The organism is Streptomyces sp. NEAU-174 (assembly GCF_052665095.1).
In genome coordinates, this window is the sequence record NZ_JBQTCE010000004.1 from 612,523 (window position 1) to 636,742 (window position 24,220).

Annotated in this window: 25 protein-coding genes; 8 read left to right on the plus strand and 17 right to left on the minus strand. The window is 74.9% G+C overall.

Annotation, left to right across the window (positions count from 1 at the left end; all coding sequences use genetic code 11):
* Positions 1-24: 24 nt before the first annotated feature.
* From ACT2CW_RS15070 to ACT2CW_RS15095, 6 genes are all read right to left on the minus strand, one after another.
* The gene (locus ACT2CW_RS15070; protein ID WP_445516924.1) at positions 25-939 is read right to left on the minus strand and encodes a DUF4255 domain-containing protein; all 915 of its coding nucleotides are present in this window, start codon (positions 937-939) and stop codon (positions 25-27) included.
* Between the two features lie 4 nt (positions 940-943).
* Positions 944-1,687 carry a hypothetical protein gene (locus ACT2CW_RS15075; RefSeq protein WP_445516925.1) on the minus strand — a complete coding sequence of 248 codons (744 nt, stop codon included), beginning with the start codon at positions 1,685-1,687 and terminating at the stop codon, positions 944-946.
* Entirely contained in the window at positions 1,680-2,642 is a 963-nt protein-coding gene (locus tag ACT2CW_RS15080) for a T4 family baseplate hub assembly chaperone (RefSeq protein WP_445516926.1), read from the minus strand. Before ACT2CW_RS15080 ends, ACT2CW_RS15075 begins: the two co-directional genes overlap by 8 nt.
* Before the next feature lie 106 nt (positions 2,643-2,748).
* On the minus strand, positions 2,749-3,273 hold the full coding sequence (locus ACT2CW_RS15085; protein ID WP_014058531.1) for a phage tail protein: 525 nt from the start codon (positions 3,271-3,273) through the stop codon (positions 2,749-2,751).
* Positions 3,274-3,280: 7 nt separating this feature from the next.
* Positions 3,281-5,128: a phage tail sheath family protein gene (locus ACT2CW_RS15090; RefSeq protein WP_164437136.1), complete on the minus strand. Its 1,848-nt coding sequence runs from the start codon at positions 5,126-5,128 to the stop codon at positions 3,281-3,283.
* Positions 5,129-5,582: 454 nt separating this feature from the next.
* Positions 5,583-6,158: a DUF6817 domain-containing protein gene (locus tag ACT2CW_RS15095; RefSeq protein WP_182473942.1), complete on the minus strand. Its 576-nt coding sequence runs from the start codon at positions 6,156-6,158 to the stop codon at positions 5,583-5,585.
* A 180-nt stretch (positions 6,159-6,338) separates the two neighbouring features.
* Here ACT2CW_RS15095 and ACT2CW_RS15100 point away from each other — a divergent pair, with 180 nt between their 5' ends.
* The 3 genes from ACT2CW_RS15100 to ACT2CW_RS15110 all read left to right on the plus strand — a co-directional run bounded on the left by ACT2CW_RS15100 (position 6,339) and on the right by ACT2CW_RS15110 (position 9,110).
* Positions 6,339-7,271, plus strand: coding sequence for a LysR family transcriptional regulator (locus ACT2CW_RS15100; protein ID WP_445516927.1), 933 nt, complete (start codon positions 6,339-6,341; stop codon positions 7,269-7,271).
* 134 nt (positions 7,272-7,405) lie between these two features.
* Positions 7,406-8,446: a sporulation protein gene (locus ACT2CW_RS15105; RefSeq protein WP_445516928.1), complete on the plus strand. Its 1,041-nt coding sequence runs from the start codon at positions 7,406-7,408 to the stop codon at positions 8,444-8,446.
* Positions 8,447-8,600: 154 nt separating this feature from the next.
* Positions 8,601-9,110 carry a DinB family protein gene (locus tag ACT2CW_RS15110; RefSeq protein ID WP_445516929.1) on the plus strand — a complete coding sequence of 170 codons (510 nt, stop codon included), beginning with the start codon at positions 8,601-8,603 and terminating at the stop codon, positions 9,108-9,110.
* Positions 9,111-9,144: 34 nt separating this feature from the next.
* Here the strand turns inward: ACT2CW_RS15110 and ACT2CW_RS15115 are convergent, their stop codons facing one another.
* A complete protein-coding gene (locus ACT2CW_RS15115) occupies positions 9,145-9,432 on the minus strand; it encodes a hypothetical protein (RefSeq protein ID WP_445516930.1) in 288 nt (95 codons plus the stop codon).
* On the opposite strand from ACT2CW_RS15115, the gene ACT2CW_RS15120 reads away from it, so the two are divergent.
* The 3 genes from ACT2CW_RS15120 (at position 9,417) to ACT2CW_RS15130 (ending at position 11,270) form a co-directional block, all read left to right on the plus strand.
* A complete protein-coding gene (locus ACT2CW_RS15120; protein WP_445516931.1) occupies positions 9,417-9,788 on the plus strand; it encodes a MerR family transcriptional regulator in 372 nt (123 codons plus the stop codon). The genes ACT2CW_RS15115 and ACT2CW_RS15120 overlap by 16 nt on opposite strands.
* Positions 9,789-9,858: 70 nt before the next feature.
* Positions 9,859-10,398 (plus strand): hypothetical protein, encoded by a 540-nt coding sequence (locus tag ACT2CW_RS15125; RefSeq protein ID WP_445516932.1) that lies wholly within the window; start codon positions 9,859-9,861, stop codon positions 10,396-10,398.
* Positions 10,395-11,270: an MBL fold metallo-hydrolase gene (locus ACT2CW_RS15130; RefSeq protein WP_445516933.1), complete on the plus strand. Its 876-nt coding sequence runs from the start codon at positions 10,395-10,397 to the stop codon at positions 11,268-11,270. Before ACT2CW_RS15125 ends, ACT2CW_RS15130 begins: the two co-directional genes overlap by 4 nt.
* Positions 11,271-11,326: 56 nt before the next feature.
* On the opposite strand, the gene ACT2CW_RS15135 is transcribed toward ACT2CW_RS15130, so the two are convergent.
* Positions 11,327-11,869 (minus strand): hypothetical protein, encoded by a 543-nt coding sequence (locus tag ACT2CW_RS15135; RefSeq protein ID WP_138912554.1) that lies wholly within the window; start codon positions 11,867-11,869, stop codon positions 11,327-11,329.
* A gap of 178 nt (positions 11,870-12,047) precedes the next feature.
* On the opposite strand from ACT2CW_RS15135, the gene ACT2CW_RS15140 reads away from it, so the two are divergent.
* Positions 12,048-12,968, plus strand: coding sequence for a glycosyltransferase family 2 protein (locus tag ACT2CW_RS15140; protein WP_445516934.1), 921 nt, complete (start codon positions 12,048-12,050; stop codon positions 12,966-12,968).
* Positions 12,958-13,911 (plus strand): glycosyltransferase family 2 protein, encoded by a 954-nt coding sequence (locus ACT2CW_RS15145; protein ID WP_445516935.1) that lies wholly within the window; start codon positions 12,958-12,960, stop codon positions 13,909-13,911. The genes ACT2CW_RS15140 and ACT2CW_RS15145 overlap by 11 nt, the downstream gene beginning before the upstream one ends.
* Positions 13,912-14,034: 123 nt before the next feature.
* Here ACT2CW_RS15145 and ACT2CW_RS15150 read toward each other — a convergent pair whose 3' ends face one another.
* The 9 genes from ACT2CW_RS15150 to ACT2CW_RS15190 all read right to left on the minus strand — a co-directional run bounded on the left by ACT2CW_RS15150 (position 14,035) and on the right by ACT2CW_RS15190 (position 24,197).
* Positions 14,035-15,102: a glycosyltransferase family 9 protein gene (locus tag ACT2CW_RS15150; RefSeq protein WP_445516936.1), complete on the minus strand. Its 1,068-nt coding sequence runs from the start codon at positions 15,100-15,102 to the stop codon at positions 14,035-14,037.
* Positions 15,099-16,559, minus strand: coding sequence for a D-glycero-beta-D-manno-heptose 1-phosphate adenylyltransferase (rfaE2, locus tag ACT2CW_RS15155; protein WP_445516937.1), 1,461 nt, complete (start codon positions 16,557-16,559; stop codon positions 15,099-15,101). Before rfaE2 ends, ACT2CW_RS15150 begins: the two co-directional genes overlap by 4 nt.
* 52 nt (positions 16,560-16,611) lie before the next feature.
* Complete coding sequence (locus tag ACT2CW_RS15160; protein WP_445516938.1) at positions 16,612-17,358, minus strand: D-sedoheptulose-7-phosphate isomerase; 747 nt, start codon at positions 17,356-17,358, stop codon at positions 16,612-16,614.
* Positions 17,355-18,599, minus strand: coding sequence for a glycosyltransferase (locus tag ACT2CW_RS15165; protein WP_445516939.1), 1,245 nt, complete (start codon positions 18,597-18,599; stop codon positions 17,355-17,357). Before ACT2CW_RS15165 ends, ACT2CW_RS15160 begins: the two co-directional genes overlap by 4 nt.
* Positions 18,596-19,561, minus strand: a complete 966-nt coding sequence (locus tag ACT2CW_RS15170; protein ID WP_445516940.1) for a glycosyltransferase — start codon at positions 19,559-19,561, stop codon at positions 18,596-18,598. The genes ACT2CW_RS15165 and ACT2CW_RS15170 overlap by 4 nt, the downstream gene beginning before the upstream one ends.
* A complete protein-coding gene (locus ACT2CW_RS15175; RefSeq protein WP_445516941.1) occupies positions 19,558-20,712 on the minus strand; it encodes a glycosyltransferase family 9 protein in 1,155 nt (384 codons plus the stop codon). Before ACT2CW_RS15175 ends, ACT2CW_RS15170 begins: the two co-directional genes overlap by 4 nt.
* Positions 20,709-21,224, minus strand: coding sequence for a D-glycero-alpha-D-manno-heptose-1,7-bisphosphate 7-phosphatase (locus ACT2CW_RS15180; RefSeq protein WP_445516942.1), 516 nt, complete (start codon positions 21,222-21,224; stop codon positions 20,709-20,711). Before ACT2CW_RS15180 ends, ACT2CW_RS15175 begins: the two co-directional genes overlap by 4 nt.
* 166 nt (positions 21,225-21,390) lie before the next feature.
* Positions 21,391-22,437 (minus strand): glycosyltransferase family 2 protein, encoded by a 1,047-nt coding sequence (locus ACT2CW_RS15185; RefSeq protein ID WP_445516943.1) that lies wholly within the window; start codon positions 22,435-22,437, stop codon positions 21,391-21,393.
* Positions 22,438-22,520: 83 nt separating this feature from the next.
* Positions 22,521-24,197 carry a carbamoyltransferase family protein gene (locus ACT2CW_RS15190; protein WP_445516944.1) on the minus strand — a complete coding sequence of 559 codons (1,677 nt, stop codon included), beginning with the start codon at positions 24,195-24,197 and terminating at the stop codon, positions 22,521-22,523.
* Between the last annotated feature and the right edge of the window lie 23 nt (positions 24,198-24,220).

Sequence of the window (24,220 nt, forward strand, 5' to 3'; positions counted from 1 at the left end):
CCCCCTTCTCCCCCACCGTGTGCCTCAGCTCTCCGTGTCCTCGGAGCGGCCGCCGCGGCGCCGGGGCGTGGACTTGCGTGCGCGGGTGGGTGAGGCGGCCGACTTGGCCGCGGCCGACTTGGTGGTCTTGGTCGCGGCCGATTTGGTTACGGCCGCCTTCGCGGTCTTGGCGGCCTTGGCGGTCTTGGCCGCGGCCGTCTTCCCGACGGCGGGGCGCTTCTTCGTGCGCATGGCGGGCGACGGGGTCTCGGCCTCCGTCGATGCCTCCGCCTCGACGGGCTCCTCGGGCCGCTCCGCCCCCGGCAGGGTGGGTGGCTCCGGCGCTCCCGGCGCGCCGAAGGGCAGCACCCGCACTGTGGGCCGTTCCACCGGCTTCGCCGGGACCGGGCGCTCGCGCCCCTCGATCAGGACCAACGAGCCCTGGTAGCAGACCGACAGCACATACGGGGTCTGGTAGAGCATCCCCCAGAGCTTGGAGGTCTCGTCCACGTCCATCTGCGTCGGGGTGAAGCGCACCCGCTGCACCGCATCGATCAGGTCGCTGCCCGTCAGATACGAGCGCCGGGCGGCCTCCTCGATCACGTCCTTCGGCAGCATCGGGATCTCGTGCAGGATGCGCACCACGGTGCCGATCAGGCGCTGCCCGACCAGTTCGGACTCCTCGCCGTACGCGCTGATCAGGTAGTGCAGATCCATCGCCGCGGCCGGTCGCTTGAGCAGGGTGCCGTCCGAGGCGCGGGTGGGCAGGTCGGTGGCGCGCATCGAGGCGTTCGGGGTGACCTGGTAGAGGAAGATGTTGATGGTCGGTTCGGTGGGCGGCTCGGCCGGGGGCCTACGGGTGTCCACCGTGACCGCGATGTCGATCTCGGGCCGCAGATTGTTCGCGATCAGCAGCGCGAGGGCCTGGGTGACGGTCGCGAAGGCGAGTCCGTTGCTCACGGTGTCAGTCCCTCCTCTCGCCGCGTGCCAGGTAGTCCTCCAGGCTCAGCGCGGGCGCGCGCCGTCCCGTCGTTCCGGCGCGGGCGCCCGTGGTGCGGTCGGCGCCGGGCGGGGCGGCGGCGGTGACCTCCAGCCGCCCGATCTGGACGTGCACCGTGCGCTGGGCGGACCGGGCGCGGCGCCGCCCGGCGGGGAGCCGCGCGGCCTCGCGGCCCGGGGTGGCGTCGGCCGCGCGGGGTGGCAGCGGCGCGGTGGCCACCGCGGACCACACGTCCGCGGACGGCGGCCCGGGCCGGGATCCCGCCGCGGCCGGTGTGGCGTCGGGTGCCGGGGACGCCGTGGTGCCCCGCCGTGGCGCCCGGGCGTCGGGGGCGACCGGGTTCGGTCCGGCGGTGAGCCGTGCGCTGGGGAGCAACAGCGGTGCCGGGGCCGGGGGTTCGGCGTACCGCGCCACGTCCTCGTACGGTGTGGGCTCGGCGCGTACGACGGTGTGCCGGTCGGTCCTGACCTCGTGCTCGTGCCGGACCACCTCCTGGTAGCGGTCGGCCACCGGTGGCGGGGCCACCCGGGCCGGAGTGGGCTCCTCCGGCAGCGGTGACTCCCCCCGCAGCGTCTCGATCCGCTCGTACGGGCCCGGCAGCCGCGGCCGTACCCGGACCGGGCGCTCGCCGGCGCCACCGCCCGCCGCCGGCCCGGGTACGGGCACGGGGGCGTGCCGCGCGAGCAGCCGGTCGAAGTAGTCAGCCATCTGCGCACAGCTCCAGGTAGTAACGGCGCCGCAGCGGGCTGAGCGCCAGGATCTGAGGCTCGCTCCAGCCGTATGCGGTGGCGAGCAGGTGGACATCGAGCAGCAGGTCCCGTGCCCAGTGGTCGAGTTCGGTCCAGAGGTAGGAGGCGATATCCAGCTCGGCCCGGGTGGCCTCGCCGCATTCGGGGCAGGCGACGCTGAGCGTCACATCGGCCGCCGGGTCGGCGCGCTCGGCGGCCTCGGCGAGGCGCCGCTGCACCGGCTCCGGCAGTTCGGCCGCGGGGAGGCGGTCGGCGGGGACGGGCCGCCCCGAACGGTGCACGGAGACGATGCAGCGGGCGATCAGGGCCCGGCGGGCGCGGGCGGCGGCGGTGGGCTCGCGCCCGGCCTCGCCGCCGTACGAGTCGGAGGCCGCGTCCACGTCGGAGTCCACGCCCACGCGCACGCCCGAGTCGGCGCCCACGCCCACGGCCACGTTCCCGTTCGCGCCCACGCCCGAGTCCAGGTCCGCGCCCACGCGCACGCCCGAGTCCGCGCCCACGTCCACATTCCCGTCCGCGCCCAAGGGCCCGCCCGCTTCGGCCGCCGCCCGCGCGGCGGCCTCCAGGTCGGCGACGGTGGGCAGCCGGAACTCGACCGTCCACTCGCCCTCCTCCACCCGGAGCGGGCCGTCCCGCTCCCCCGGGCGCACGCCCAGGTCACGTGCGTCGAGGTCGAACTCCATGGCCTCGCCGCACGCACCGCACTCGGCCCGGATCTGCATCCGCTCGCCGAAGAGCGCGCGCCGCAGGGCGTACAGATCCGCCTCGCGCTCGCCCACCGGCAGCGACAGCAGCTCGTCCGCCGCGGTCTCCGGGCGGGCCGCCCGGTGCAGCAGCAGGGCGCGGCCGGGGCCGTGGTGCGCCAGCCCCGCCTCCCAGATGGCCAGCAGCTCCGCGGGCCCCGTGTTCCCCATCTCTCAGGCCGTCCGCTCCCCGTACCGTGCAGCTCCCCGTACCGTGCCGTTCCCCGAACCCGTGACCGCCGTCGTCCCGCGCCCCGTCCCCGTCTCCGTCCCCCGCCTACGCGGGATGCGTGAACGAGGGCTCTTCCGGCTCCGGCACCTCGTAGTCCCGCTCCCAGCCCTCGCACTCCAGCTTCAGGCTCTGGATCGCGACCGCGTTGGCGTTGGCGTCCAGCTCGCCCAGCACCTGGTACTCGCTCGGCCAGGTCCGGTAGAGCTTGTGCGAGACGGCCACTTGGCCCGCCTCGTTGAGGACCTGGATGACGATGTCCTTGCGGAAGTCGGCAAGCGAGACCTCGGCGCCGAGCCCCGCGCCGACCTGCCAGACCTTGTTGGCCCAGCGGTCGAACTCGGGGTCGTGGGTGACGCCGCGCTCCAGGGTGATCCCCTCGAACTCGGACCGGCCCGGGGACTTGCGGGGTGAGCTGGGGTCGCCGCCGTTGCGGTGCTTGACGACCTCGGTGGTGCGCTTGAGCGGACTGATCTTGCTGATGCCCGCGACCGTACGACCGTCCCAGAGGACCAGAAACTTGAAGTTCTTGTACGGGTCGAAGCGATGGGCGTTGACCTGGAACTCAGCCATCACATTCCTAAATCTCGAACTGTCCGGCCATCTGCTGGATCTTGACGATCACGAACTCCGCGGGCTTGACCGGCGCAATACCGACCACCACATTCACGATGCCGTTGGCGATGTCCTCGTCCGTCGTGGTGTCCTTGTCGCACTTGACGAAGTACGCCTGCCGCGGAGTGCCGCCCTTGAACGCGCCCTTCTCGAACAGCGTGTGGAGATAGCCGGAAGCGTTCAGCCGGATCTGCTGCCACAACTGCTCGGTATTGGGTTCGAAAACGACCCATTGCAGTCCGCGGCGCAGGCTCTCCTCGATATGCAGCGCCAGCCGCCGTACCGGGACGTACTTCCATTCGCTGTCGAGCGCGTCGGCGCCGCGCAGCGTGCGGGCGCCCCAGACCAGCGGGCCCACCACCGGGAACGTGCGCAGGCAGTTGATGCCCAGCGGGTTGAGCAGCCCGTTCTCCCGGTCGGTCAGCTGGACGGCGAGTGAGTACACCCCGGCCAGCCGGGCCTCGGTCCCGGCCGGGGCCTTCCACACGCCGCGCTCGCCGTCCGTACGGGCCATGACGCCCGCGAGCGCCCCGGAGGGCGGGAAGGCGCGCAGCCGCCCGGTGAGCGGGTCGGTGAGCCGCAGTTGCGGGAAGTACAGCGCGGCGTGGTCGCTGCGGACCGGCTCGAAGGCGCCGATCCCGGCGCGGGCCGCGTCCACGCTGCCCCAGGCCGAGGGCGCGTCGACCAGCAGGAAGATCCGCCGCTCGCGGCACAGCCGGTCGGCCGCCGAGAGCACGGTGACCATGTCGCCCACGGACTCGTATCCGGCGAGCTCGGGCAGCGACAGCAGGTTGACGTCCTCGATGTCGCGCAGCGCCTGGAGGCCGGTCTTGGCCGCCTCGCTGCCGATGAGGTCGCGGGGGCCGGGCGGGGCGCCGTCCTCGCCGCCGGACAGCGGGAAGACGGGCGGGTTGACCGATGCCTCCAGGCCCAGGTCATTGGCGCATTCGCCCAGGAAGCGCACCACGTCGTCGGGGTCGATGGAGCCGGCGACGACCTGGAGGCGGCGGCCGAACGCGGTGACCTCGGTACCCGCGAAGGCGTGCTTGCCGGGGGCGTCGGGCAGCGCGCGCAGCTTGCGCTCAAGGAGCAGGGCCAGCTCGGTGACGTCGCACGGAGCCTCGCCGTCGCAGTCCGGGTCGTAGAGGGTGAACGCGCGCTCCACCTCGCCGATCTTGACCGTCAGCTCGACCTCGAGATCGGGGAGTTCCTCCGCGAACGGCTTGGAGACCGTGCCGGAGGGGTCCGGCCGGCCCTCGCCGACCGCCTTGACCCGGATCAGCGCCGACCCGGCGTTGATCACGGTCTCGGCGTGGCGGCCGTGGGCGGGGTCCATGGACAGGTTGGCGAAGGACTCGCGGGAGGTGCCCCGGGCATCGAGCACATGGAGGTTGAAGGTCTCCTCCGGGCACGGGGTGTCGTAGTCGACGGCCAGCCGCAGGCCGGAGCCCCAGTGGCCGGGCTCCTTGGCGTGCACCTCCAGCACGGGGCATGCGCTGTGGCCCTCGGTGGATTCGAGGGTGACGCAAGCGGCCTTGCCGGTCCCGGCCTTGGTCACGCGGACGACGACCGCCACGGTGCCGCCGTTGCCGAAGAACTGGTGCACCGCGTAGCCGACCGCGCTCTGCGAGGTGAGGCCCCCGAAACGGCGCTCGAAGTCGGCGAAGCTGGTGATGCGGACCGGGGTGTTCAGCGGGCCGCGCCGGGTGTGGCCCACGAAAGCGGTCACCGAGGTGGTGACCGAGGCGATGGTACGGACGCTGCTGGGAAGCTCTTCGATGTAGACACCGGGATAGCCCGCGGGCGTCGGCATTCCCCCTCCATTCTCTTCAGCGCATCAAGAGATGAGGAGGGGAAGTGAAGATCACGCGCACGGATTTCCCGCCGCGCACACAATTTCTCCCTGTACTTCCCCCGGTCGCACGCCCCCGCGAAACCGGTATCGCAGGGTTCGGAACGTCGCTTGCGGCTCCTGATGCGTGAGTGCGGTTTGAGTTTCGGTGCTCGGCGTGATTCCGGTCAAGGCGTTGATCCGGTCATCTCCTTCACGGGGAATTCCTAGATCGTTTCTTTCTCTCCATGAAGTTGACCAAGCTATTACCGTGCGCGAACGCTTCCGGCAATTCTTGATCACAAAATCCCGGCTGATGTGCGCCAACGACGAGAACGAGCCGAAAAGGTGAATGGTGCGGCGCGCCGTTTTGCGGTCCCGCGCTTCCGGCGATATCATACCCGCGCCCGCGGGCAGCACCCGCTGAGCAGGCACGTCAGTCGCGCGCGAGCGGGGACGGCGCGAGGAGCGCATGGCCGTCCAGCCAGGCCGGGCGGCTGAGCAGCGGGCGGCAGCGGGTGAACAGGGCGAGGAGTTCGGGGCCGCGCCGCCGGCGCAGGGCGGGGTCGAAGCGGGCGAGGTCGAGCTCATTGGCGGCCGACAGCTCGGCGAAGTCCCGGAGCAGCCGGGGCTCGGGGGTGTGCGCACGGCCGGTGAAGCGGTCGTGGAAGAGCGCGCCGGGGTCCCCGAGTGCCGGGCAGGTGGCCTTCCGGTCGCAGCTCGCGTAGAGGTACACGATGGCTTCGGCCTCCGCGCCGATCACCGCCACGAGTTCGCCGCGGCGGCCGAGGGGCAGCAGGGTGACGGGGAAGCCGTCGGTGCCGTAGAACGCGTGGCACAGCCCGGCGAGTTGGAGCTCGGGGCGGGCTCCCCAGGCGGCGAGCCGGGCGCGTACGCGCTGGAGGTGGGCCAGGAGGGTGCTGCCACCGGGGTGGGCGATGCGCGCGGCGCCGAGGCGGCGCAGAAGGGTGACGGCCCGGTCGGCGGCGGCGGGAGGGGGAGCGGCAGGCACAGGTCGTGTCCTTTCGGTGCTTGGCAGGTCGGCACCCGCACCGCGCCCCCACCCGGTCCGGATCCTCGTGCCGGCGCCGTACGGGTTGCCGCCTGAGCCCTGCGACGATCGTCGCGACCACCCGCCACCCCAGTCAATCCTGGGGATTGCTCGCCAACTCCAAGCTCTACCTTGGAGGTTATGACTCTGGACGATCTACGGGTGTTCGTGGCCGTGTGCCGGGCCGGCAGCCTCAGCGCCGTGGCCCGGGAGCTGACCTGCACACAGTCGGCGGTGAGCCAGCGGGTGAAGCGACTGGAGCGCGAGACCGGCGTCAGCCTGCTGGAGCGCCAGGCACGCGGGGTCGTGCCCACTCCGGCGGGACGCATTCTGCGCGAGGCCGCCGCCGACGGGATCGCCGGGCTCGATCTGGCGCTGCGGCGGCTGGGGGACCTGGTGCACGGGGAGAGCGGTTCGGTGCGGATCACCACCGGCAGCACCACCGTGCGGCACTTCATGGCCGAGGCGATCGTCGCGTTCCGCCGCCGCTATCCGAAGGTGAACCTGGAGTTCCAGACCGAGAGTTCGAGCCGGGGCTGTCTCGACGCGCTCATCGCCGGCCAGCTGGATCTGGCCTGGATCACCCTCGGCGGGCCGGTGCGCGGTGTCGAGCAGCGGCCGGTGGCCGAGCTGCCGTGGGTGCTCGCCCTGCGGGCCGGGGATCCGCTCGCGGACCGGTCGCGGGTGGAGGTGTCCGACCTCGCCGAGATACCCCTCGTACGGCTGCCGCCGAACTCCACCTCCGGCGGGCAGCTCCACGCGGCCCTGGCCGAGCTGGGCGTACGGGCCGGTTCCGGCACCGGCGTCGCCGACTGGGACACGGCCCTGCTGCTGGCCGAACTCGGCCTGGGGCGCGCCGTGGTGCCCGCCCTGCCGGGGCTGCCGGTGCCCGGGGACGACGGGCCGCTGCGGCTCGTCCCGATCCCCGCGCTGCCGCCGCTGCCGGTCGGCTGGGCGGCACGCCGCTGGGACGCGCTCCCGCCGCTGGCCCGGGCCTTCGCGGACACGGTGGCCGGTACCTTGCGCGGCGACGACGCCTCGCCCGAAGGGAATCCCGTGGCGCGCCGCGAGTGATCATTTTCGGCCTTCCGCCGTCAACGCGCCCGGATGGGCCGCCTCGGCTCGGCACGCACCTCTATGCTTCTACATGCATGTAGAAGCCCCTGCGCATACGCGACAGTACGCACATTGAAGGAGTGGACGCCCCGATGGTGTTCAAACGACTGCTCGGCTCGCTCGGTGTCGGCGGACCCACCGTGGACACGGTGCTGGACCCCGGCCCGGTACACCCCGGCGGCCCGCTGACCGGTCAGGTCCATCTCCGGGGCGGCACGGCGGACTTCGAGATCGAGCAGATCACGCTGGAGCTCGTGGCCCGGGTGGAGGACGAGCACGGCGACGAGGAGCGGGAGGGGGTCGTACTCTTCGACCGCTTCACCGTCGGCGGCGGATTCCGGCTCGCCGAGGGCGAGCACCGCAGCCTCCCGTTCACCGCCAGCCTCCCCTGGGAGACGCCGATCACCGAGCTGTACGGGCAGCCGCTGGGCATCATCCTCGGCGTCCGCACCGGGATGGAGGTCGCGGGCGCGAAGGACAAGGGCGACCTCGACCAGCTGACCGTGGCCCCGCTGCCGGTCCAGGAGGCCGTTCTGGAGGCGCTGGGGCAGCTCGGCTTCGGCTTCAAGTCCGCCGATCTGGAGCTGGGCCATGTGGGCGGCACCGGGCAGCGGCTGCCGTTCTACCAGGAGATCGAGCTCAGCCCGGCCCCCCAGTACGCCCACGCCATCAACGAGTTGGAGGTGACGTTCCTGGCGAACCCGGGCGGCATGGACGTCGTCCTGGAGGCCGACAAGCGCGGCGGGCTCTTCTCCTCGGGGGAGGACGCCCTCACGCTCTTCACCGTCGGCCATGAGGGCGTCGAGCACCGTGACTGGAACGCCGAGGTCGACGCCTGGATCAGCCGGCTCGTCGAGCGGCGCGCCACCTATGGCTCTTACGGCTCGCACGACTCTTACGACGCCCATGGCTCGTACGGCGCCCATGGCTCGTACGGCCACGGTGAGCATGCCGGGCACGGTTACAGCCACGACGGGCACCACGACGGCGGGCGGCGCTCCGGCCCGAGCACCGCGGCGGTCGTCGGAGGCGTCGCGGCGGGTGTCGCGGTCGGCGTCGTCGGCGGAATGGTCGCCGCGGAGGTCGTCGACGAGATCGGCGACGCCTTCGAGGACGAGGAGGACGAGGACTGACCACCTCCCCCGGCCCGGGGCGGCCCCGGGCCGGGGTTCCTTCTCGGCGCTTCGGCCATGGCCCCGGTGCGGCCGGGTCCATGCGGCCGTGGTCCTATGAGGCCGAGCGGCACCGCTCAGGGACCCGCCCAGCCGTCGAGGAGGACGACCGACCATGACCGCCGACAGCCGCCCGGAACCACCCCACTTCGGCGACGAACGCGAAACCCTGCGCGCCTTCCTCGACTACCAGCGGGCGACGCTCGCCATGAAGTGCGAGGGGCTGACGGACGAGGAACTGCGGCAACGGTCGATGCCGCCCTCGACGCTGACGCTGCTGGGCCTGGTGCGGCACCTGGCCGAGGTGGAACGGGCCTGGTTCCGGAGGGTGTTCGAGGACAACGACGCGCCGATGGTCTGGTCCCCGACGATCGACTTCCAGGCGGCGTACGACGTGAGCGAGGCGACCGGAGCCGAGGCGTTCGCGGCCTGGGAGGCGGAGGTCGCGACCTCCCGCCGGATCGAACGGGAGGCGGACTCGCTCGACCTGGCGGGCCACCAGCCCCGGTGGGGCGAGGAGGTGTCGCTGCGGATGGTGCTGGTGCATGTGCTGCTGGAGTACGGCCGCCACAACGGGCACGCGGACTTCCTGCGCGAGGGCGTGGACGGGGCCGTGGGGGCCTGAGCGGCCGGCTTCCGGGCCGTGCTCATCGGCCCTTTCACCGTGCTGTTCCGGCCGCCAGGAACAGGGGTACGGCGAGGAGGAGCCGGTCGGCGCGGGCGCGTTCGCGCTGTTCGGCACACCACGCCCCGGCCTGGTCCCGGGTGATCGCACCGGCCGCGCACGCGGCCTCGGCCAGGCCGGTGAGCAACGGCAGCGTCTCGGGCCCGGTCAGAACAGTGGTGTACGCCTCCGTCGTGACGTCGCCCAGCCCGGCGTCCAGCAGCAGACCGCGCTGGCCGCGTGTGGCGCGGGGCGAGGGGACGAGGCTTGCGCGGGCGCGCACGATGGCTGCGGCACTGGGAGACCGTGGGACTGCTGTGCCCCGCGCGCGACAGCGCCGGGCGCCGCCGTTACGGCGAGGCCGACCTCGTCAGGGTGGCCGTCATCCTGCGCGCCAAGGAAGCCGGGCTCGGCCTGGACACCATCCGCGCCCTGACCGCCGCCACCGAGCCGGCCGACCGCCGGGACATCCTGCGGCGCGAGGCCGAGACGCTCCGCTCCCGCATCGCCGCCGCGCGGGACTCGCTGGCGCTCGTCGAATGCGCCCTCGGCTGTGAGCACGACGACCTCACCCGGTGCCCGCACTACCGGCGGCGGGTGGCTCCGGAGTGCCGCGAGGAGGGGTCTGGGGCTGGTTGAGGCGACCGGAGCTGGGCACTCCGTGGGGCGCGTGGCCCGATACGACCGTGCCGAATCCCAAAGGACGATCATGAGCGAGCCCAGGTCATCGACATCCCCCCGCATCCTCGGCATCTACCTCAACGACCACCTGGCCGGGGCGACGGCCGGAATGCAGCTGGCCCGCCGCACGGCCCGGGAGCACCGCCAGGCGCCCTTCGGCGGCGACCTGGAGGACCTCGCCGTGCAGATCATGGAGGACCGCCAGGCGCTCCTGACCGTCATGGCCGACCTCGAGGTGCCCGTCCGCCGCTACAAGGTCTACGGGGGCTGGCTGGGCGAGAAGGCCGGGCGGCTGAAGCCCAACGGTCGGCTGCGGCGGCGCTCCGGGCTCAGCACGGTCCTCGAGCTGGAGTCGCTGCGGATCGGCGTGGAGGGCAAGGCGCTGCTGTGGCACTCGCTGCTGGCCGCGGCCGGCGAGGACCCCCGGCTGGACCCCGATCGGCTCACCGAGCTGCTGGACCGGGCGCGGCGGCAGCGCGCGACGCTGGCGTCGCTGCACGAGACCGCGGCCACCACGATGTTCAGCCCCGGCCGGACGGAACCGCGGGAGGCGGTGGTCGGCACATGACGCCTCCCGCTCCTGGCCGGAACGTAGCCCCTCCCGCTCCTCCCCCGGACGGCGCCGCCGAGCTCCTCTTCGTCGGCAATGCCACGCTCCTCATCCGCTACGGCACGCTGACGCTGCTCACCGACCCCAACTTCCTGCACCGGGGCCAGTACGCCTATCTGGGCAAGGGGCTGATGTCCCGGCGGCTGACCGAGCCCGCCCTGACCGACTCGGAGATCCCGTCCGACCTGGACGCCGTGGTGCTCTCGCATCTGCACGGCGACCACTGGGACCGGGTGGCGCGCCGGCGGCTGGACCGCTCGCTGCCCATCATCACCACCCCGCACGCCTCCCGGCGGCTTCAGGGCGTCCATGGGTTCAGCCGCGCGACCGGGCTGCCCACCTGGCACGATCACGTCCTGGTGAACGACCGCAGCCAGGTCCGGATCACCGCGCTGCCCGGCCGACACGCCCCCGGCCGGTGGCAGCGGCTGCTGCCACCGGTGATGGGGAGCCTGCTGGACTTCGGCGCGCCCGGGGAGCCGCCACGGCTGCGGGTCTACATCACCGGCGACACGCTGATGTTCCCGGGCATCCACGAGATCGCCCGGCGCTACCCGGAGGTGCATCTGGCGGTGGTCCACCTGGGCGGCACCCGGCTTCCGGGCGGGCTGATCGTGACCATGGACGCGCTCCAGGGGGCCGGTCTGGTCAAGGCCGTACGGCCGGAGCGGGTGCTGCCGGTGCACTACGACGACTACGCCGCCTTCAGCTCCCCGCTCTCCGCGTTCCTGGCGGAGACCAGGGACCCGGACTTCCCGTCCGAGGTGGTCCACTGCCCCCGTGGCGAGCGTGTGACGGTGAACGCGCAAGGCGTGCTCCAGGCGCAGTGACGGCCGCCCGCGGTGGACTGGCGTCGTGCACGGCCGCCCGCGGTGGACTGGCGCCGTCAGGCCGCGCTGGTGGGTGTCTGGTCGTCGCTGGGCAGCCGCCGCAGACGTTCCAGCAGCTGGGGACGGTGCAGCTCCACCACGCACGCCATCAGGTCCGGATGACGCATCAGCGGCGCGGCCTGCCAGTCGTGCGCGTCGGGGTCGGTGAGCCGCCGGAACTCCCGCGGGGCCCCGGCGGCGTGCTCACAGTCGGCGAGCGCCGCCACGGCCTCGGACGCCAGGGTGGAGCAGGTGAGCAGGGCCGCCGCCCAGCTCGCCACGACCTCGTCCACCCAGGTGCGCCAGACGCCGTCGGGCCCGCGGATCTCGTACGGCTCCGCGTCCACGAGCCAGTCCAGCCGGTAGGAACCGCCCGGTCCGGCCATGGTCACCAGGGCGGCGTCGGTGGTGGTCGGGTAGCGCAGCCACGTGGCGACGGTCACGGCCTGTCGCGCCTGCGCCTCTGCGAGCGCGGCGTTCATCGCGCCGTCGGCCGCCGGATAGGCCCTGATCAGCCACTGCGTGGTCGCCGCTATGACGGATGACAGGTCCAGGGACAAACGAGCCGCTCCTCTTGCGCGATAGCTGTCAGCACCGTACCCACGGAACGACGGTGTCGAACATGACATACATCACTCTTGACGGCGGCGCGCCGGTATGGACGGCCGGGTGCGCATCGCATAAGAGCCGCGGGTCGGCGTACCGCATAGCGGCCGGGGCGCCGGGTACCTGAGGGCCATGAACGCGCCGGGCCCCGCCGTCGGCGTGGTCCTCGCCACCCGCGACCGCGCCGAGAGACTCGCCACCGCCCTGGAACACCTCACCGCCCTGCCGGAGCGGCCACCGGTCCTGGTCGTGGACAACGGCTCGACGGACCACACCCGGGCCATGGTCGCCGAGCGCTTTCCCCAGGTTCGCGTCCTGGCGCACAGGGCCAACCGCGGCGCGCTCGCACGCAACGACGGCGTACGCGCCATCGGCACGCCCTATGTGGCCTTCAGCGACGACGACTCCTGGTGGCGGCCAGGCGCCCTGGCACGGGCGGCCACCCTGCTGAACGCCCATGCGCGGCTGGGGCTGTTGGCGGCCCAGGTGCGGGTCGGCCCGGCGGAGCGGCCCGATCCGCTCAACGCCATGCTGGCCGCCTCCCCCGTGGGGCGGGCCGAGGACCTTCCCGGCCCGGAGGTGTTCGGCTTCCTCGCCTGCGGGGCCGTGGTGCGCCGCGACGCCTTCCTGGAGGCGGGCGGCTTCCATCCGCTGATCTTCTTCGGCGGCGAGGAGACGCTGCTCGCCTACGACCTCGCCGCGATGGGCTGGGGCGTCTCGTACTGCCCCGAGGTGGTCGCCCACCACCATCCGGCCCCCGCACCGCGCACGGGCCGCACCGCCGTGATGCGGCGCAACGAGCTGATCGGCTGCTGGCTGCGCCGCCCGCTGCCGCTCGCCGCCCGGCGCACCGCCGGGCTGCTCACCGAGGCCGGGCGGGACCCGGTCGCGCGGGCCGCACTGGGCGGTCTGCTCGCCCGGCTGCCGGCCGCGCTGTGGCAGCGCCGGCCGCTGCCGCCGTGGGTCGAGGAGGCGGCCCGGCGCGTGGACGGGCAGCGGATGGACGACGAACCCCGACGGGAGGAGAGGCAGGCCGTCACCCATGACCGATGACCAGGACGACCAGAGCCAGGACCAGGACCGGGACCAGGGCGGAGGGAACGCCGACGGCCGTACGACGGTCGTCATCATCACCCGCGACCGGCGGGACGAACTGCTGCACACCCTGGACCGGCTGGCCGAACTGCCCGAGCGGCCGCCCGTGATCGTCACCGACAACGGGTCCACGGACGGCACCGCCGAGGCGGTGGCCCGGCTCCATCCGCGGGTGACGCTGTTGCGCCCCGGCCGCAACCTCGGCGCCGTGGGCCGGAACGTGGCCGTACGGCAGGTGCTGACGCCCTACGTCGCCTTCTGCGACGACGACTCCTGGTGGGCGCCGGGGTCCTTGGCGGCGGCCGCGGACCTGCTGGACCGCCATCCGGGGCTGGCGTCGGTGACGGCCCGGATCCTCGTGGAGCCCGAGGGCACCGAGGACCCCATCGTGGCGGAGCTGCGCTCCTCGCCGGTGCCGGGCCCACGGTGGCTGCCGGGCCCGGCGCTGGGCTCCGTCCTCGCCGCCGCGACCTGCGTGCGCACCGCCGCCTTCCGTTCGGTGGGCGGGTTTTCGCCCCGGCTGTGGCTCGGCGGCGAGGAGGAACTGCTCGCCGCCGATCTCGCGGCCCTCGGCTGGTGGCTGGTTTTCGCGCCCGGGCCGGTCATCCACCACGCGCCGTCGGACGCCCGCGACGCCACGGCCCGGCGGGTGCGCGGTCTGCGGAACACCCTGTGGTTCACCTGGCAGCGCCGCCCCCTCGCCTCCGCCGCCCGCCGCACCCTCTTCCTGGCCCGCGCGGTCCCCCGCGACCGGGCCAGCCTGCACGCCTTCGCCCAGGCCCTGGCGGGTCTGCCCGGCACACTCGCCCGCCGGGCCGTGGTACCGAACCGGGTCGAGCGAGGGCTGCGCCTGCTGGACGAGACCCAGCGGGTGTCCACGGCCCGGCGCTATGTGGGGTGACCGCAGGGGCCCGGGTGCCCGGCCTCGCCCGCCACCGGTGAACGCCTTACGGGCGCGTGGACGGAGCCGGTGGTGGGCTCGTAGCCAGTGGTTGGGACGGGGTAGCCGGTAGTTGGGTGCGGGTCAGCCTCCGGCGCCGGTGAGCGCGAGCCGCGCGGGGCCGGGGAGCCGGGTGAGGGCCTCCAAAACCTCTGACACCGTGATCCGCAACAGCCGCTCGTCCGGGATGTTTCCGTGGGCGTCGCCCGGGCGGGCGGCGTCGTCGTCCGGGTGCCAGAGCGCCCGGTGCGACGGGCCGGGCGGCGGGCCCCACAGCCTGGGGGCCACCGGGCCGAAGAGGACGACGGACGGTGTGCCCACGGCGGTCGCCAGATGCGCCAGACCGGTGTCGCCGACGATCACCGCACGCGCCTGGCCCACCAGCGCGGCCAGTTCGGCGAACGGCGGGTCGGTGTCGCCGCCCAGCACGGCCGACCCGGGCAGCCCGGCGCGCCGCGCCACGTCATGGGCCAGACCGGCCTCCCCGGCGCCGGCGGTGATCACGATCCGGTGGCCGGCGGCGCGCAGCGCGGCGCCCACGGCCGCGAACCGCGCGGCCGGCCACCGGCGCGCCGCCGCGTCCGCACCGGGGTGGATCACCACGGCGCCCGGCGCGGGCGAGGGGCGCTCGGGTGCGCGGATGCGCAGGTCCCGGGGATCGGCGGGGATGCCGTACCAGGAGAGCAGACGGCACCAGCGGTCCCGCTCGTGCTCGTCCTCGCGCCACGGGGGCCCGGCGGTCCGCTCCGGGGGGTGGGCGTAGGCCAGCAGCCGGGCCGGGCGCAGCCGGGACAGCGGGCGGTGGCTGGCCGGGCCGTTGCCATGGAGGTCCACCGCGACATCGGGCGGCGGCCCGCTCCAGTCGATCCGGCCGGGGACGGCCCGGCCGGGGGCCGAGGCGGGGATCACCCGGTCGACGGCTCCCGTGGCGACGGCGGCGTGAGCCTGCCGGGCGGGCGCGACGAGCAGCAGTTCATGGCCGGGATGGGCCCGCCGCAGCGCGCGCAGGGCGGGCACGGCGGTGAGCAGATCGCCGAGCCCGAGGGCCCGCAGGACCACCAGCCGCGGGCGGTCGGCGGCACGGCGACCGGGGCTCTCGGACGCGGGATGGTCAGGGCTGCCGGGGCCGTCGGCGGCAGGGCGGCCGGTCATCGGCGGGGGTGGAGGGGTGACGTGGCGGGCGGCTGGGTGGAGATGTGGGGACCCAGGGCGGCTCGGCGGGCCAGTTCGGTGGTGGAGCGGCCGTCCAGGTAGGGCAGGACGAGGGCCCGGCCGCCCCAGTCGCGCAGTACGGCCGTCTCGGGCAGGGCGTCCGCGCTGTAGTCGCCGCCCTTGACCCAGACATCGGGGCGCAACTGCCGCAGCAAGGGTTCGGGGGTGTCCTCGTCGAAGACGGCGACGGCGTCCACACAGCCGAGTCCGGACAGGACGCGGATCCGGTCGGCCACCGGGTTGATGGGCCTGCCGGGCCCCTTGAGGCGGCCCACGGAGGCGTCGGAGTTGACGCAGACGATGAGGCAGTCGCCGATGCGGCGGGCGTTCTGTAGCAGCCCGACGTGGCCGGCGTGCAGCAGGTCGAAGCAGCCGCCGGTGGCGACGACCGTACCGCCGCGGGCGCGGACGGCCTCGGCCAGGGAATGGGCGTCGGCGGGGCGCCGGAACTCGGTGGGGTGGGGCCCGGGGCCACCCGGGAGATCCCAGAGGGCGGGGTTCCCGGCGCCGCCCGCCGTGACGAACTCGGCCGCCTCGGCGACGGCGAGCTGCACCGCCTCCTCCGGGAGCGCCCCGTCGGCCAGCGCCCCGGCCGCGGTGGCGGCGAAGCAGTCACCGGCACCGCAGGGGTCGCCCTGGGCCAGGTGGGGCGCGGGCACGTACATGGGGTTCTCCCGGTGCGGGAGGGCCAGCACCGCGCCGAGTTCGCCGAGGGTCACGGCGACCGCCGCGGCCCGCCAGCGCTCGGCGAGGCGGGCGCCCCGGCCGCCGTGCGCGTGCAGCGAGTCGGCGTCGCCGGACAGGGCGTGGCGGGCCGAGCCGAGCAGGGCGCGGGCCTCGGCGGCGCTGGGTGTGGCGAGCCGTGCGCCGGGCACGGGCTGCTCACCGCGTGGATGCGGATCCCAGACCAGGGGCACCCGGCGGGCCGCGGCGCCCAGTTGCCGCCGCAGCGCGGCGGCCGTGCCGCGGCCGTAGTCGGCCACCAGGACGGCGCGGGCGTCCCGGAGCGCGGCGAGGGCGTCCGGGCCGGGGTTCCCGGGGGTGCCGCCGCCGCGATCGACCCGGACCAGCGGGCGGCCCCCGGCGCGGATACGGGTCTTGACCGGAAGAGTGCCGTCCAGCGGCAGCTCCACCAGCCGCACGCCCGGGGTCAGCGCGTTCCGTACGGTCTGGCTCGCGGTGTCGTCGCCCAGCGCCGTGACCAGGACGACCTCACGGCCTTGGCGCGCGGCGAGCATGGCGGCGAGTCCCGCTCCCCCGGGGCGGCTTCGGTCCACGTCCACATCGACGACGGGTGCCGGTGCGTCCGGCGCCAGGCGGGTGGCCTCGCCGTCGATGTCCTGGTCCAGCAGGACGTCTCCGACGACGACGAGCGGTCGCGGGGCGGCGGCGGTCATGCTCTCACCTCCGATCGGGGGATGGATGCCCTCATGAGGACGGATACGGCCCTCATGAGGACGGATGCGGTGTCACCACCCCGTCCACGGACACCGCTCCCTCCACCGCCCCGATCTCGTGGTCGAAGGTCTCGCACAGCAGATGCAGGGCGACCAGATGAGCCTCCTGGACGGTGGCGGTGGAGCCGGAGCCGATGCACAGGGCGTCGTCGGCGCGGAGGGCCAGCGGGTTGGGCCGGGGGCCGGTCATGGCCCACACGGACAGTCCGGCGGCCCGGCCGGTGTCGGCGGCGGCCAGCAGGTTGGGGCTGCGGCCGGAGGTGGACATCAGCATCAGCACATCGCCGGGCCTGCCGTGCGCGGCCACCTGACGGGCGTACAGCTCCTCGAAGCCGTAGTCGTTTCCGATGGCGGTGACGGCGGAGGTGTCGGCGTGCAGGGCGATGGCCGAGTACGCCGACCGTTCCCGCTGGTAGCGCCCGACGAGTTCGGCGGTGAGGTGCTGGGCCTGGGCGGCGCTGCCGCCGTTGCCCGCGGCCAGCAGGCGGCCGCCGACGGGGAGGCTGGCGGCGAGGTGGCGGCCCCACTCGGCCACCTGTTCCAGACCGTGGTCGCGCAGTGCCACCAGCGCGTCCTGGAGCGACTGGCAGTGGGCGTGGGCGGCGCGCAGCCGGTCGGCGGTGTCCGCCCCCGCGGGCCCGTATCCGGACGGGGACGGACGACGGGCGCGGGAGCCGGTGTCCGCCACCCCCGCTTCCCAGGGCAGGGGGCCGGGCTGGGGGCGATCGCGGGTGCTCATGCCGCCTCCGTGACGGGTGCCGGGTGCGGGGTCAGGACGTCGTGGTACGCGGCCTCGGTGGCGGCGGCCACCCGGTTCCAGCTGTAGCGGGTCAGCACCCGCCGGCGGCCCGCCTCGCCGCAGGCCGCGCGCGCCGCCGGGCGGGCGAGGAGCGCGGCGGCGGCCTCGGCGAGGGCGACCGGGTCGCGGGGCGGGACGAGCCGGCCGGTGCCGGGGTCGGCGACGGTGTCGCGCTGTCCGCCGACGGCGGAGGCGACGACGGGCGTTCCGCAGCTCATGGCCTCCAGGGGGACGATCCCGAAGGGCTCGTAGTCGGCGGGGCACAGCACGAGGTCGGCGGCGCGCAGCAGTTCGGGCATCCGCTCCGGCGGCAGTCCGCCGGTGAGCCGGACCCGGTCGGCGACGCCGAGGCGGTCGGCGAGCCGCCGCAGCCGCCGCGCCTCGGGGTCATCGCTCAGCTGGGCGGACGGCGGCCCTCCGGCGATGACGAGTTCGGCGTCCGGCAGCAGGGTGAGCGCGGCGATGGAGACGGCGGCCCCCTTGCGCGGTACGAGCCGTCCGATCTGGGCGAGCAGGGCCCGGCGGGCCGGGCGGGGCGCGGCGGGCCCGGCGGGGGTGAACAGCCGCGGGTCGACTCCGCAGGGCACGACGGTGATCCGCTCGGGGTCCAGCCCCATGGCGGCCAGTTCGCCGGCCTCGTCGCGGCAGGTGGCCACGATCCGGTCGCAGCCCTCCCCGATGGCCGTCTCCCAGGGGACGCGGTCGGCGGGGCTGGTGTCGGCGTCCTTCTGGTGGCGCCGCTTGACGGTGCCCAGCGCGTGGTAGGTGTGCGCGAGCGGCAGTCCGAGGGCGCGGGTGGCCTGGAGCGAGGCGACGCCGGACATCCAGAAGTGGGAGTGGACCAGATCGGGTGGCGCGCCCCGCCATTCGCGTTCCAGGTACGCGCCGAACCGCCGCATGTAGGGCAGGAGGTCGTCCTTGGGCAGCGGCCGGGCGGGGCCCGCGGGGACGTGCCGGACCTCGACGCCCGGGTGCGGGCGGACGGTCACGGGCAGGTGGGGGGCGTCGCGGCGGGTGTAGACGCGGACGCGGTGGCCGCGGTCGGCGAGGGCCGCGGCGAGCCGGGCGACATGGACGTTCTGGCCGCCGGCGTCCACCCCTCCGAGCACGGCGAGCGGGCTGGCGTGCTCCGAGACGAGTGCGATGTCCAGGTGCTCGGGCGGTCCGTGGCGCGGAGTCATCGGGTCACCTCCTCCATCAGCCGCTCCCAGTCGTCCAGGAAGCGTTTGAGTCCGTAGGCGTCGAGTGCCGCCCGGCGGGCCCGTGCCCCGTCCTCGGCGGCGGCGTCGGGGTCCCGCAGATAGCGGCGGACCGCGCGGGCGAGGACGTCGGGGCGGGTGGAGAGCACTCCGGCCCCGGCCGGCACCGCCTCGACGGCCTCGGTGGCGGCCAGGGCGACCACGGGCATACCCAGGTGCATGGCTTCCAGGAGGGAGAGCCCGAGCGAGGTCCAGCGCACGGGGTGCAGATACACCCGGCGGCGCGCCATGGCGGTGTGCAGCTCGGCCTGGGGGAGGTCGTGGGCGCGGCAGCGGTCGGGGGGCAGGCCGAGATGGTCGGCGAGTCCTTCGGTCGCCATGCCGAAGACGTCCAGCGGGGCGGCGTCGCTGAGGGCGGGCAGCAGATCGGTGCCGGTGTGGCGGCCGCGCCGGATCGGTTCGTTGACGACGACGGCGGCACGGGTCAGCTCCCCGGTGTAGCGGTGGCCGGGGTCGACGATGCCGTGCTCGATGACGGTGGCGGGGGCGCGGCCGCTGTCCCAGAAGAGCCGGTTGAAGTGGGTGACGTGGACGAGGGTGAGGTCGTCGCGGTCGGCGCAGGGGTGGCGGGTGCCGGGGACGTCTCCCTCCGGCGCGTTGTGCTCCAGGTAGACGGCGGGCACATCGCGCCCGGGGCGGCGGCCGCCGAGCCAGCGCCGCGCCAGCTCGGCCTCGTGGGGCCGCTGGAGGACGATCAGGTCCACGGGGGCGTCCCGCAGCTCCTCCGGGGTGACCTCGGTGACCGTGTCGGGCCAGGTGTAGGTGCGGGCCCGGCCGCGTCCGTCCGGGCCCCGGCCGGGGAGGACGGGGACCAGGTAGCGGTGCGGGCCCTGGACGAAGGCCGTGGTCCAGGAGCCGTGCACATGCCACAGGAGGACGTTCATTCGGGCTCCTTACGGTCGTCGTCGGGCTCCTTACGGTCGTCATCGGGCTCCTTACGGCCGTCGTCGGCTCCGTCCGGCACCGGCAACGCGGCCACATCGGCTCCGCCCGGCTCGGACAGCGCGGCCACGTCCGGCTCGGACAGCGCGGCCACGGCGGCGAGCACCTCGGCGTCGGTGACGGAGTCCAGGCAGGGGTGGCCCGGCACGGGGCAGACCCGGGCGCGGCTGCCCGCGCACGCCGCGTCCTGGCGGCCCAGCAGCCGGTGCGGCACCCGGTAGGGGGCCCAGCGCTCGGCGGGGACGACGGGCGCGAAGAGGCAGACGACCGGGGTACCGACGGCGGCGGCCAGATGGGAGGGCCCGGTGTTTCCGGTCACCACCACCTCGGCGCCCGCGAGCACTCCGGCCAGTTCGGGGAAGGAGGTGCGGCCGCCGAGGTCGAGGGCGATGCCGTCGGCGATGTCGGCCGTCAGCTCCTTCTCGGCCGGGCCGCCGGTGACCACCACTCGGTGGCCGGCCTCCTCCAGCGCGGCCACCGCCCGGGCGGCCCGCGCGGGGCTCCAGGCGCGGGCGGGCACGGCGGCGCCGGGGTGGACCACCACATAGGGGTCGGTGCCGGTCAGCGGGGCGGTGTCGGGCAGGGCGGTCAGGGCCAGTGCGCCCTCGTCGCCGGGCGGGAGGGCGAAGCCCGACGCCTCGGCCAGGTCGAGCGCGGCCCGCGCCTCGTGGCGGTGGGGCGCGCGCCGGTGGCGCAGGTCCAGCAGGGTGCCGGGGTAGTGCTCGCTGTCGGCGGCGGTCCAGGGGATTCCGGCCAGCTTCAGCAGCAGGGCGGCGGGCAGCGGGCTCTGGTGGTACGAGGAGAGGATCAGCGCGCGGTCGAAGCGGCGGGCGGCCAGGCAGTCCACGAGGGCGTCGATGAGCTCGCGGCGCACCGGCGGGGCCTCGAAGCCCACCCAGGGCGCGTCATGGACCAGCACCTCGTCGACGCCGGGCAGCATCCGGGCGGCGGGCTCGCCGAGCGGGCCGCACAGCATCGCGGTGTACGCCGACCCGGCGGCCACCGCCCGTACGGCGGGCCCGGCCAGCAGCACGTCTCCCGCGCTGTCGAGCCGCACGACGAGGGTGCGCGGACCGGTGTCGCGGGCGCTCATGGGGCGTCCCCCGCCCCGGCGGGCAGCCCCCGTACGGCCGTCAGGAGGTCCGGCGCGGTCCGTGCGGCGTCCGCGATCTCCTCCGGGCGGGTCACCGCGTTGGGGACGAGGACGCCTCGGGCACCCGCCGCGCGGGCCGCCGCCAGGTCCGCGCCGATGTCGCCGAGGACGACGGCCCCGCGCGGATCGGTGCCCAGCGCCGCGCACGCGGCGTGGATCAGTCCGGGGGCGGGCTTGCGGCACCCGCAGCGGTCGGCGGGGACATGGGGGCACACCGCCCAGATGTCGAAGGGTCCCAGCAACTGCTCGACCCGCCGCAGGACGGCCTCGACCGCGCCGGGGGTGAGCAGACCGCGGGCGACGCCCGACTGGTTGGTGACCACCCCGACCGGGACGCCCCACTCCCGTACCGCGTCGACCGCGGCCCTGGCGTGCGGCATGAGCCGCACCCGGGCGGGGTCGCCGTTGTAGGGGACGTCCTGGATCAGCGTGCCGTCCCGGTCGAAGAGCACAGCGCCCGGAAGTCCCCGCCGGACGGGCATGCGGGGGCGGGCGGGACGGTCACCCGGGGTGAACAGCCACGGCGCCCCTCCTGTGACAGATGGGGCCTTTGGGGCAGATGTTGCGAACACGGGCACTGAGTAGCCCGGACGTTCCATCACCAAACGCGACCAGGCGCTACCCATGCCCGAGCGTCCTGGTGCGCCTGGCCGCCGACCGCCCGGACGCGGCGGCCGAGCGGTGCCGCACCAGCCCCGCCAGCCAGTGCGCGGTGGCCACGGGCGGGATGACGGCGCTGGTCACGGCCATCGTGACGAGCTCGTCCGGGGTGCGCGGGCCGGGCCGGATCCGGGCCAGGGCGAATTCGGCGGTTCCGGCCAGCCACAGCGCCGCGCCCGCCGCGGCCGCCCGCCGCCGGCCCGCCAGGGCGCCGGTCAGGGCGGCGGCACCGGCCGCCGCGATGGCCAGATGGCGTGGCAGCCGGCCGCGCGGGGCGCCGGCCCGGTCCCACCAGCCGCGGCCGTGGACCTTGGCCATCAGCACGTCGTCCGCGTTCCCCGCCTGGGCGCGCACCGACACCCAGCGGTTCGCCGGGCGCACCGGATGGACCGTGGTCCGCGATCCCCGCTCCAGCCGCCACCCGGCGGCCATGACCCGCAGCGCCAGGTCGGCGTCCTCGCGGAAGGCGCGCGGAAACCGCTCGTCGAAGCCGCCCACCGCGGCCAGCGCGGCCCTCCGGTAGGTCATGTCGGCGGTGATCCAGCGGGCGGAGGCCAGCCCCGCGGTGGTGCGCTCCCAGTCGGTGGGCCTGCGGTCCTCCGGCAGCGGAACGGTGATCCGCGCCTGGACCCCGCCGGTGCCGGGACCGGCCGCCGCCAGATCGGCGGCGAGGTCGTCCGCCCAGGTGGGGCCGGGGACCACATCGTCGTCGAGGAAGACCGTCCAGGGCTCGGGGGCGGCCCGCCAGCCGATGTTGCGCGCGGCGGCGGGCCCGGCGGCGCAGCCGGGCGCGATCTCCACCAGGGGGGCGAGCTCGGTGGGGATGTCGGCGGGCAGCGGGGTGCAGTCCTCCAGCGGCCGGTCGTCGACGAGGACGACCCGCCGGGGCGCGGGACCCTTGGCGTCGGCGAGCGCCCGCAGGGTCACGGAGAGACTGGGGCGGCCCAGCGTCGGGATGACCACGGCGTACTCGGGTCCGTCGGTCCGCTCTCCGGTGTCCGTCATACCTGGCTCCTCCCATGGCGGGGGTCGGTGCGGGTCATGTGCGATGGGCACGGGCCGGTGCGGCTCATCTGCGAGCCCCGGCGTCAGGCCCCCTCGGGCGCGGCCGTGTCCGGACGGCCGCCCGCGAAGAAGGCGCCGCGGCGGATCACGAACGGCCCGATCGCCAGCAGGTCGACGGGGGCCGAGCCGAAGCACTCCAGGGCGTCACGCGGATCGTCGACCATCGGCCGGCCCGAGGTGTTGAGGCTGGTGTTGACGACCACCGGCAGCCCGGTGCGGCGTTCGAACGCGCTCAGCAGGCGGGCCACCAGCGGTTCACCGGCGGAGTCGACGGTCTGGATGCGGGCCGTGCCGTCCACGTGCACCACGGCCGGGATGCGGTCCCGCCACTCCGGCGCGACCTCGTGCACGAAGAGCATGTACGGGCTGGGCAGCGGGCCGTCGAAGATCTCGGCCGCGCGCTCGGCGCGCACCATCGGGGCGACCGGCCGGAACTGCTCCCGCCCCTTGACGTCGTTGAGCCGCTCGAGGTTTCCCGAGCGGCCGGGGTGGGCCAGCAGCGAGCGGTGGCCCAGCGCCCGGGGCCCGTACTCGGAGCGCCCCTGGAACCAGGCGACGATCGCGTCGTCCGCGAGCGCCTCGGCCACCGTCTCGGCCACATCGGCCGGGCGCTCGTAGGGCACCGCGGCCGTCTTCAGCCATGCCTCCAGCTCGGCGTCCGACCAGCGGCGTCCGAGGTCGGCCCCGGCCATCGGCTCGGGCCGGTCGCCGCCCTGTGCGCTCAAGCGCAGGGCGCCGCCGAGCGCGGTGCCCGCGTCCCCCGCGGCGGGCTGGACCCAGACCCGGTCGAACGGGCCCTCGCGGGCGATACGGGAGTTGGCCACGCAGTTCAGCGCCACTCCCCCGGCCAGGGTCAGCACCCGGTCATGGGTGCGTCCGTGCAGCCAGCGCACCAGGTCCAGCAGTACCTCCTCCAGACACGCCTGGGCGCTCGCCGCGAGATCGGCGTGCGGCTGCGACCACGCCTGGCCGGGGCGCAGCGGGGGGCACAGCCCGTGCCAGGGCACCCCGGTGGCGTGGAAACCGCCGTCGCCGGTGGCGTACACAAACCGCCGCAGCTCGTCCAGCATCCGCGGGGTGCCGTAGGAGGCGAGGGCCATCACCTTGTACTCGTCGCTGGAGCGCAGGAAGCCCAGGTGCTCGGTGAGTTCCTCGTAGACCAGCCCCAGGGAGTGCGGCAGTTCCTGGCCGTGGAGCGGCTCCAGCCGGTCGCCGACGCGGCGCGCCGCGAGATGCGAGGTGGCCTCGCCGCGTCCGTCGAGGACGAGGACGGAGCTGGTGTCGGCGCCGGGCGCGGCGAGCGCGCCGGAGGCGGCGTGCGCCATGTGGTGGGGCACGAACCGCACGGCGTCGGGGTCCAGTCCGGGCAGGGCGGTGCGCAGGAAGCCGGGGGCCTCGCGGGCGTAGGTGAGCCGCAGGTGGTCCCAGGGGTCGTCCAGGCCCATGGACGCGGCGGGGCGGGCGAGGGCGGGGTCGAAGGAGTAGGCGACGGCGTCCAGGTCCTCGGGGCGCAGCCCCGCCTGCTCCAGACACCAGGCCGCCGCCTTCTCCGGGAGCTCCCAGGCGGAGAACGGCACCGGCCGTTTGCCGTGTTTGCGCCGGGAGAACCGCTCCTCCTCGGCGGCGGCGACGGTACGGCCGTCGACGACCAGGGCGGCGGCCGGGTCGTGGAAGAGGGCGTTGATGCCGAGGATGCGCATGGGCGTGACCTTTCGGCGGCCCG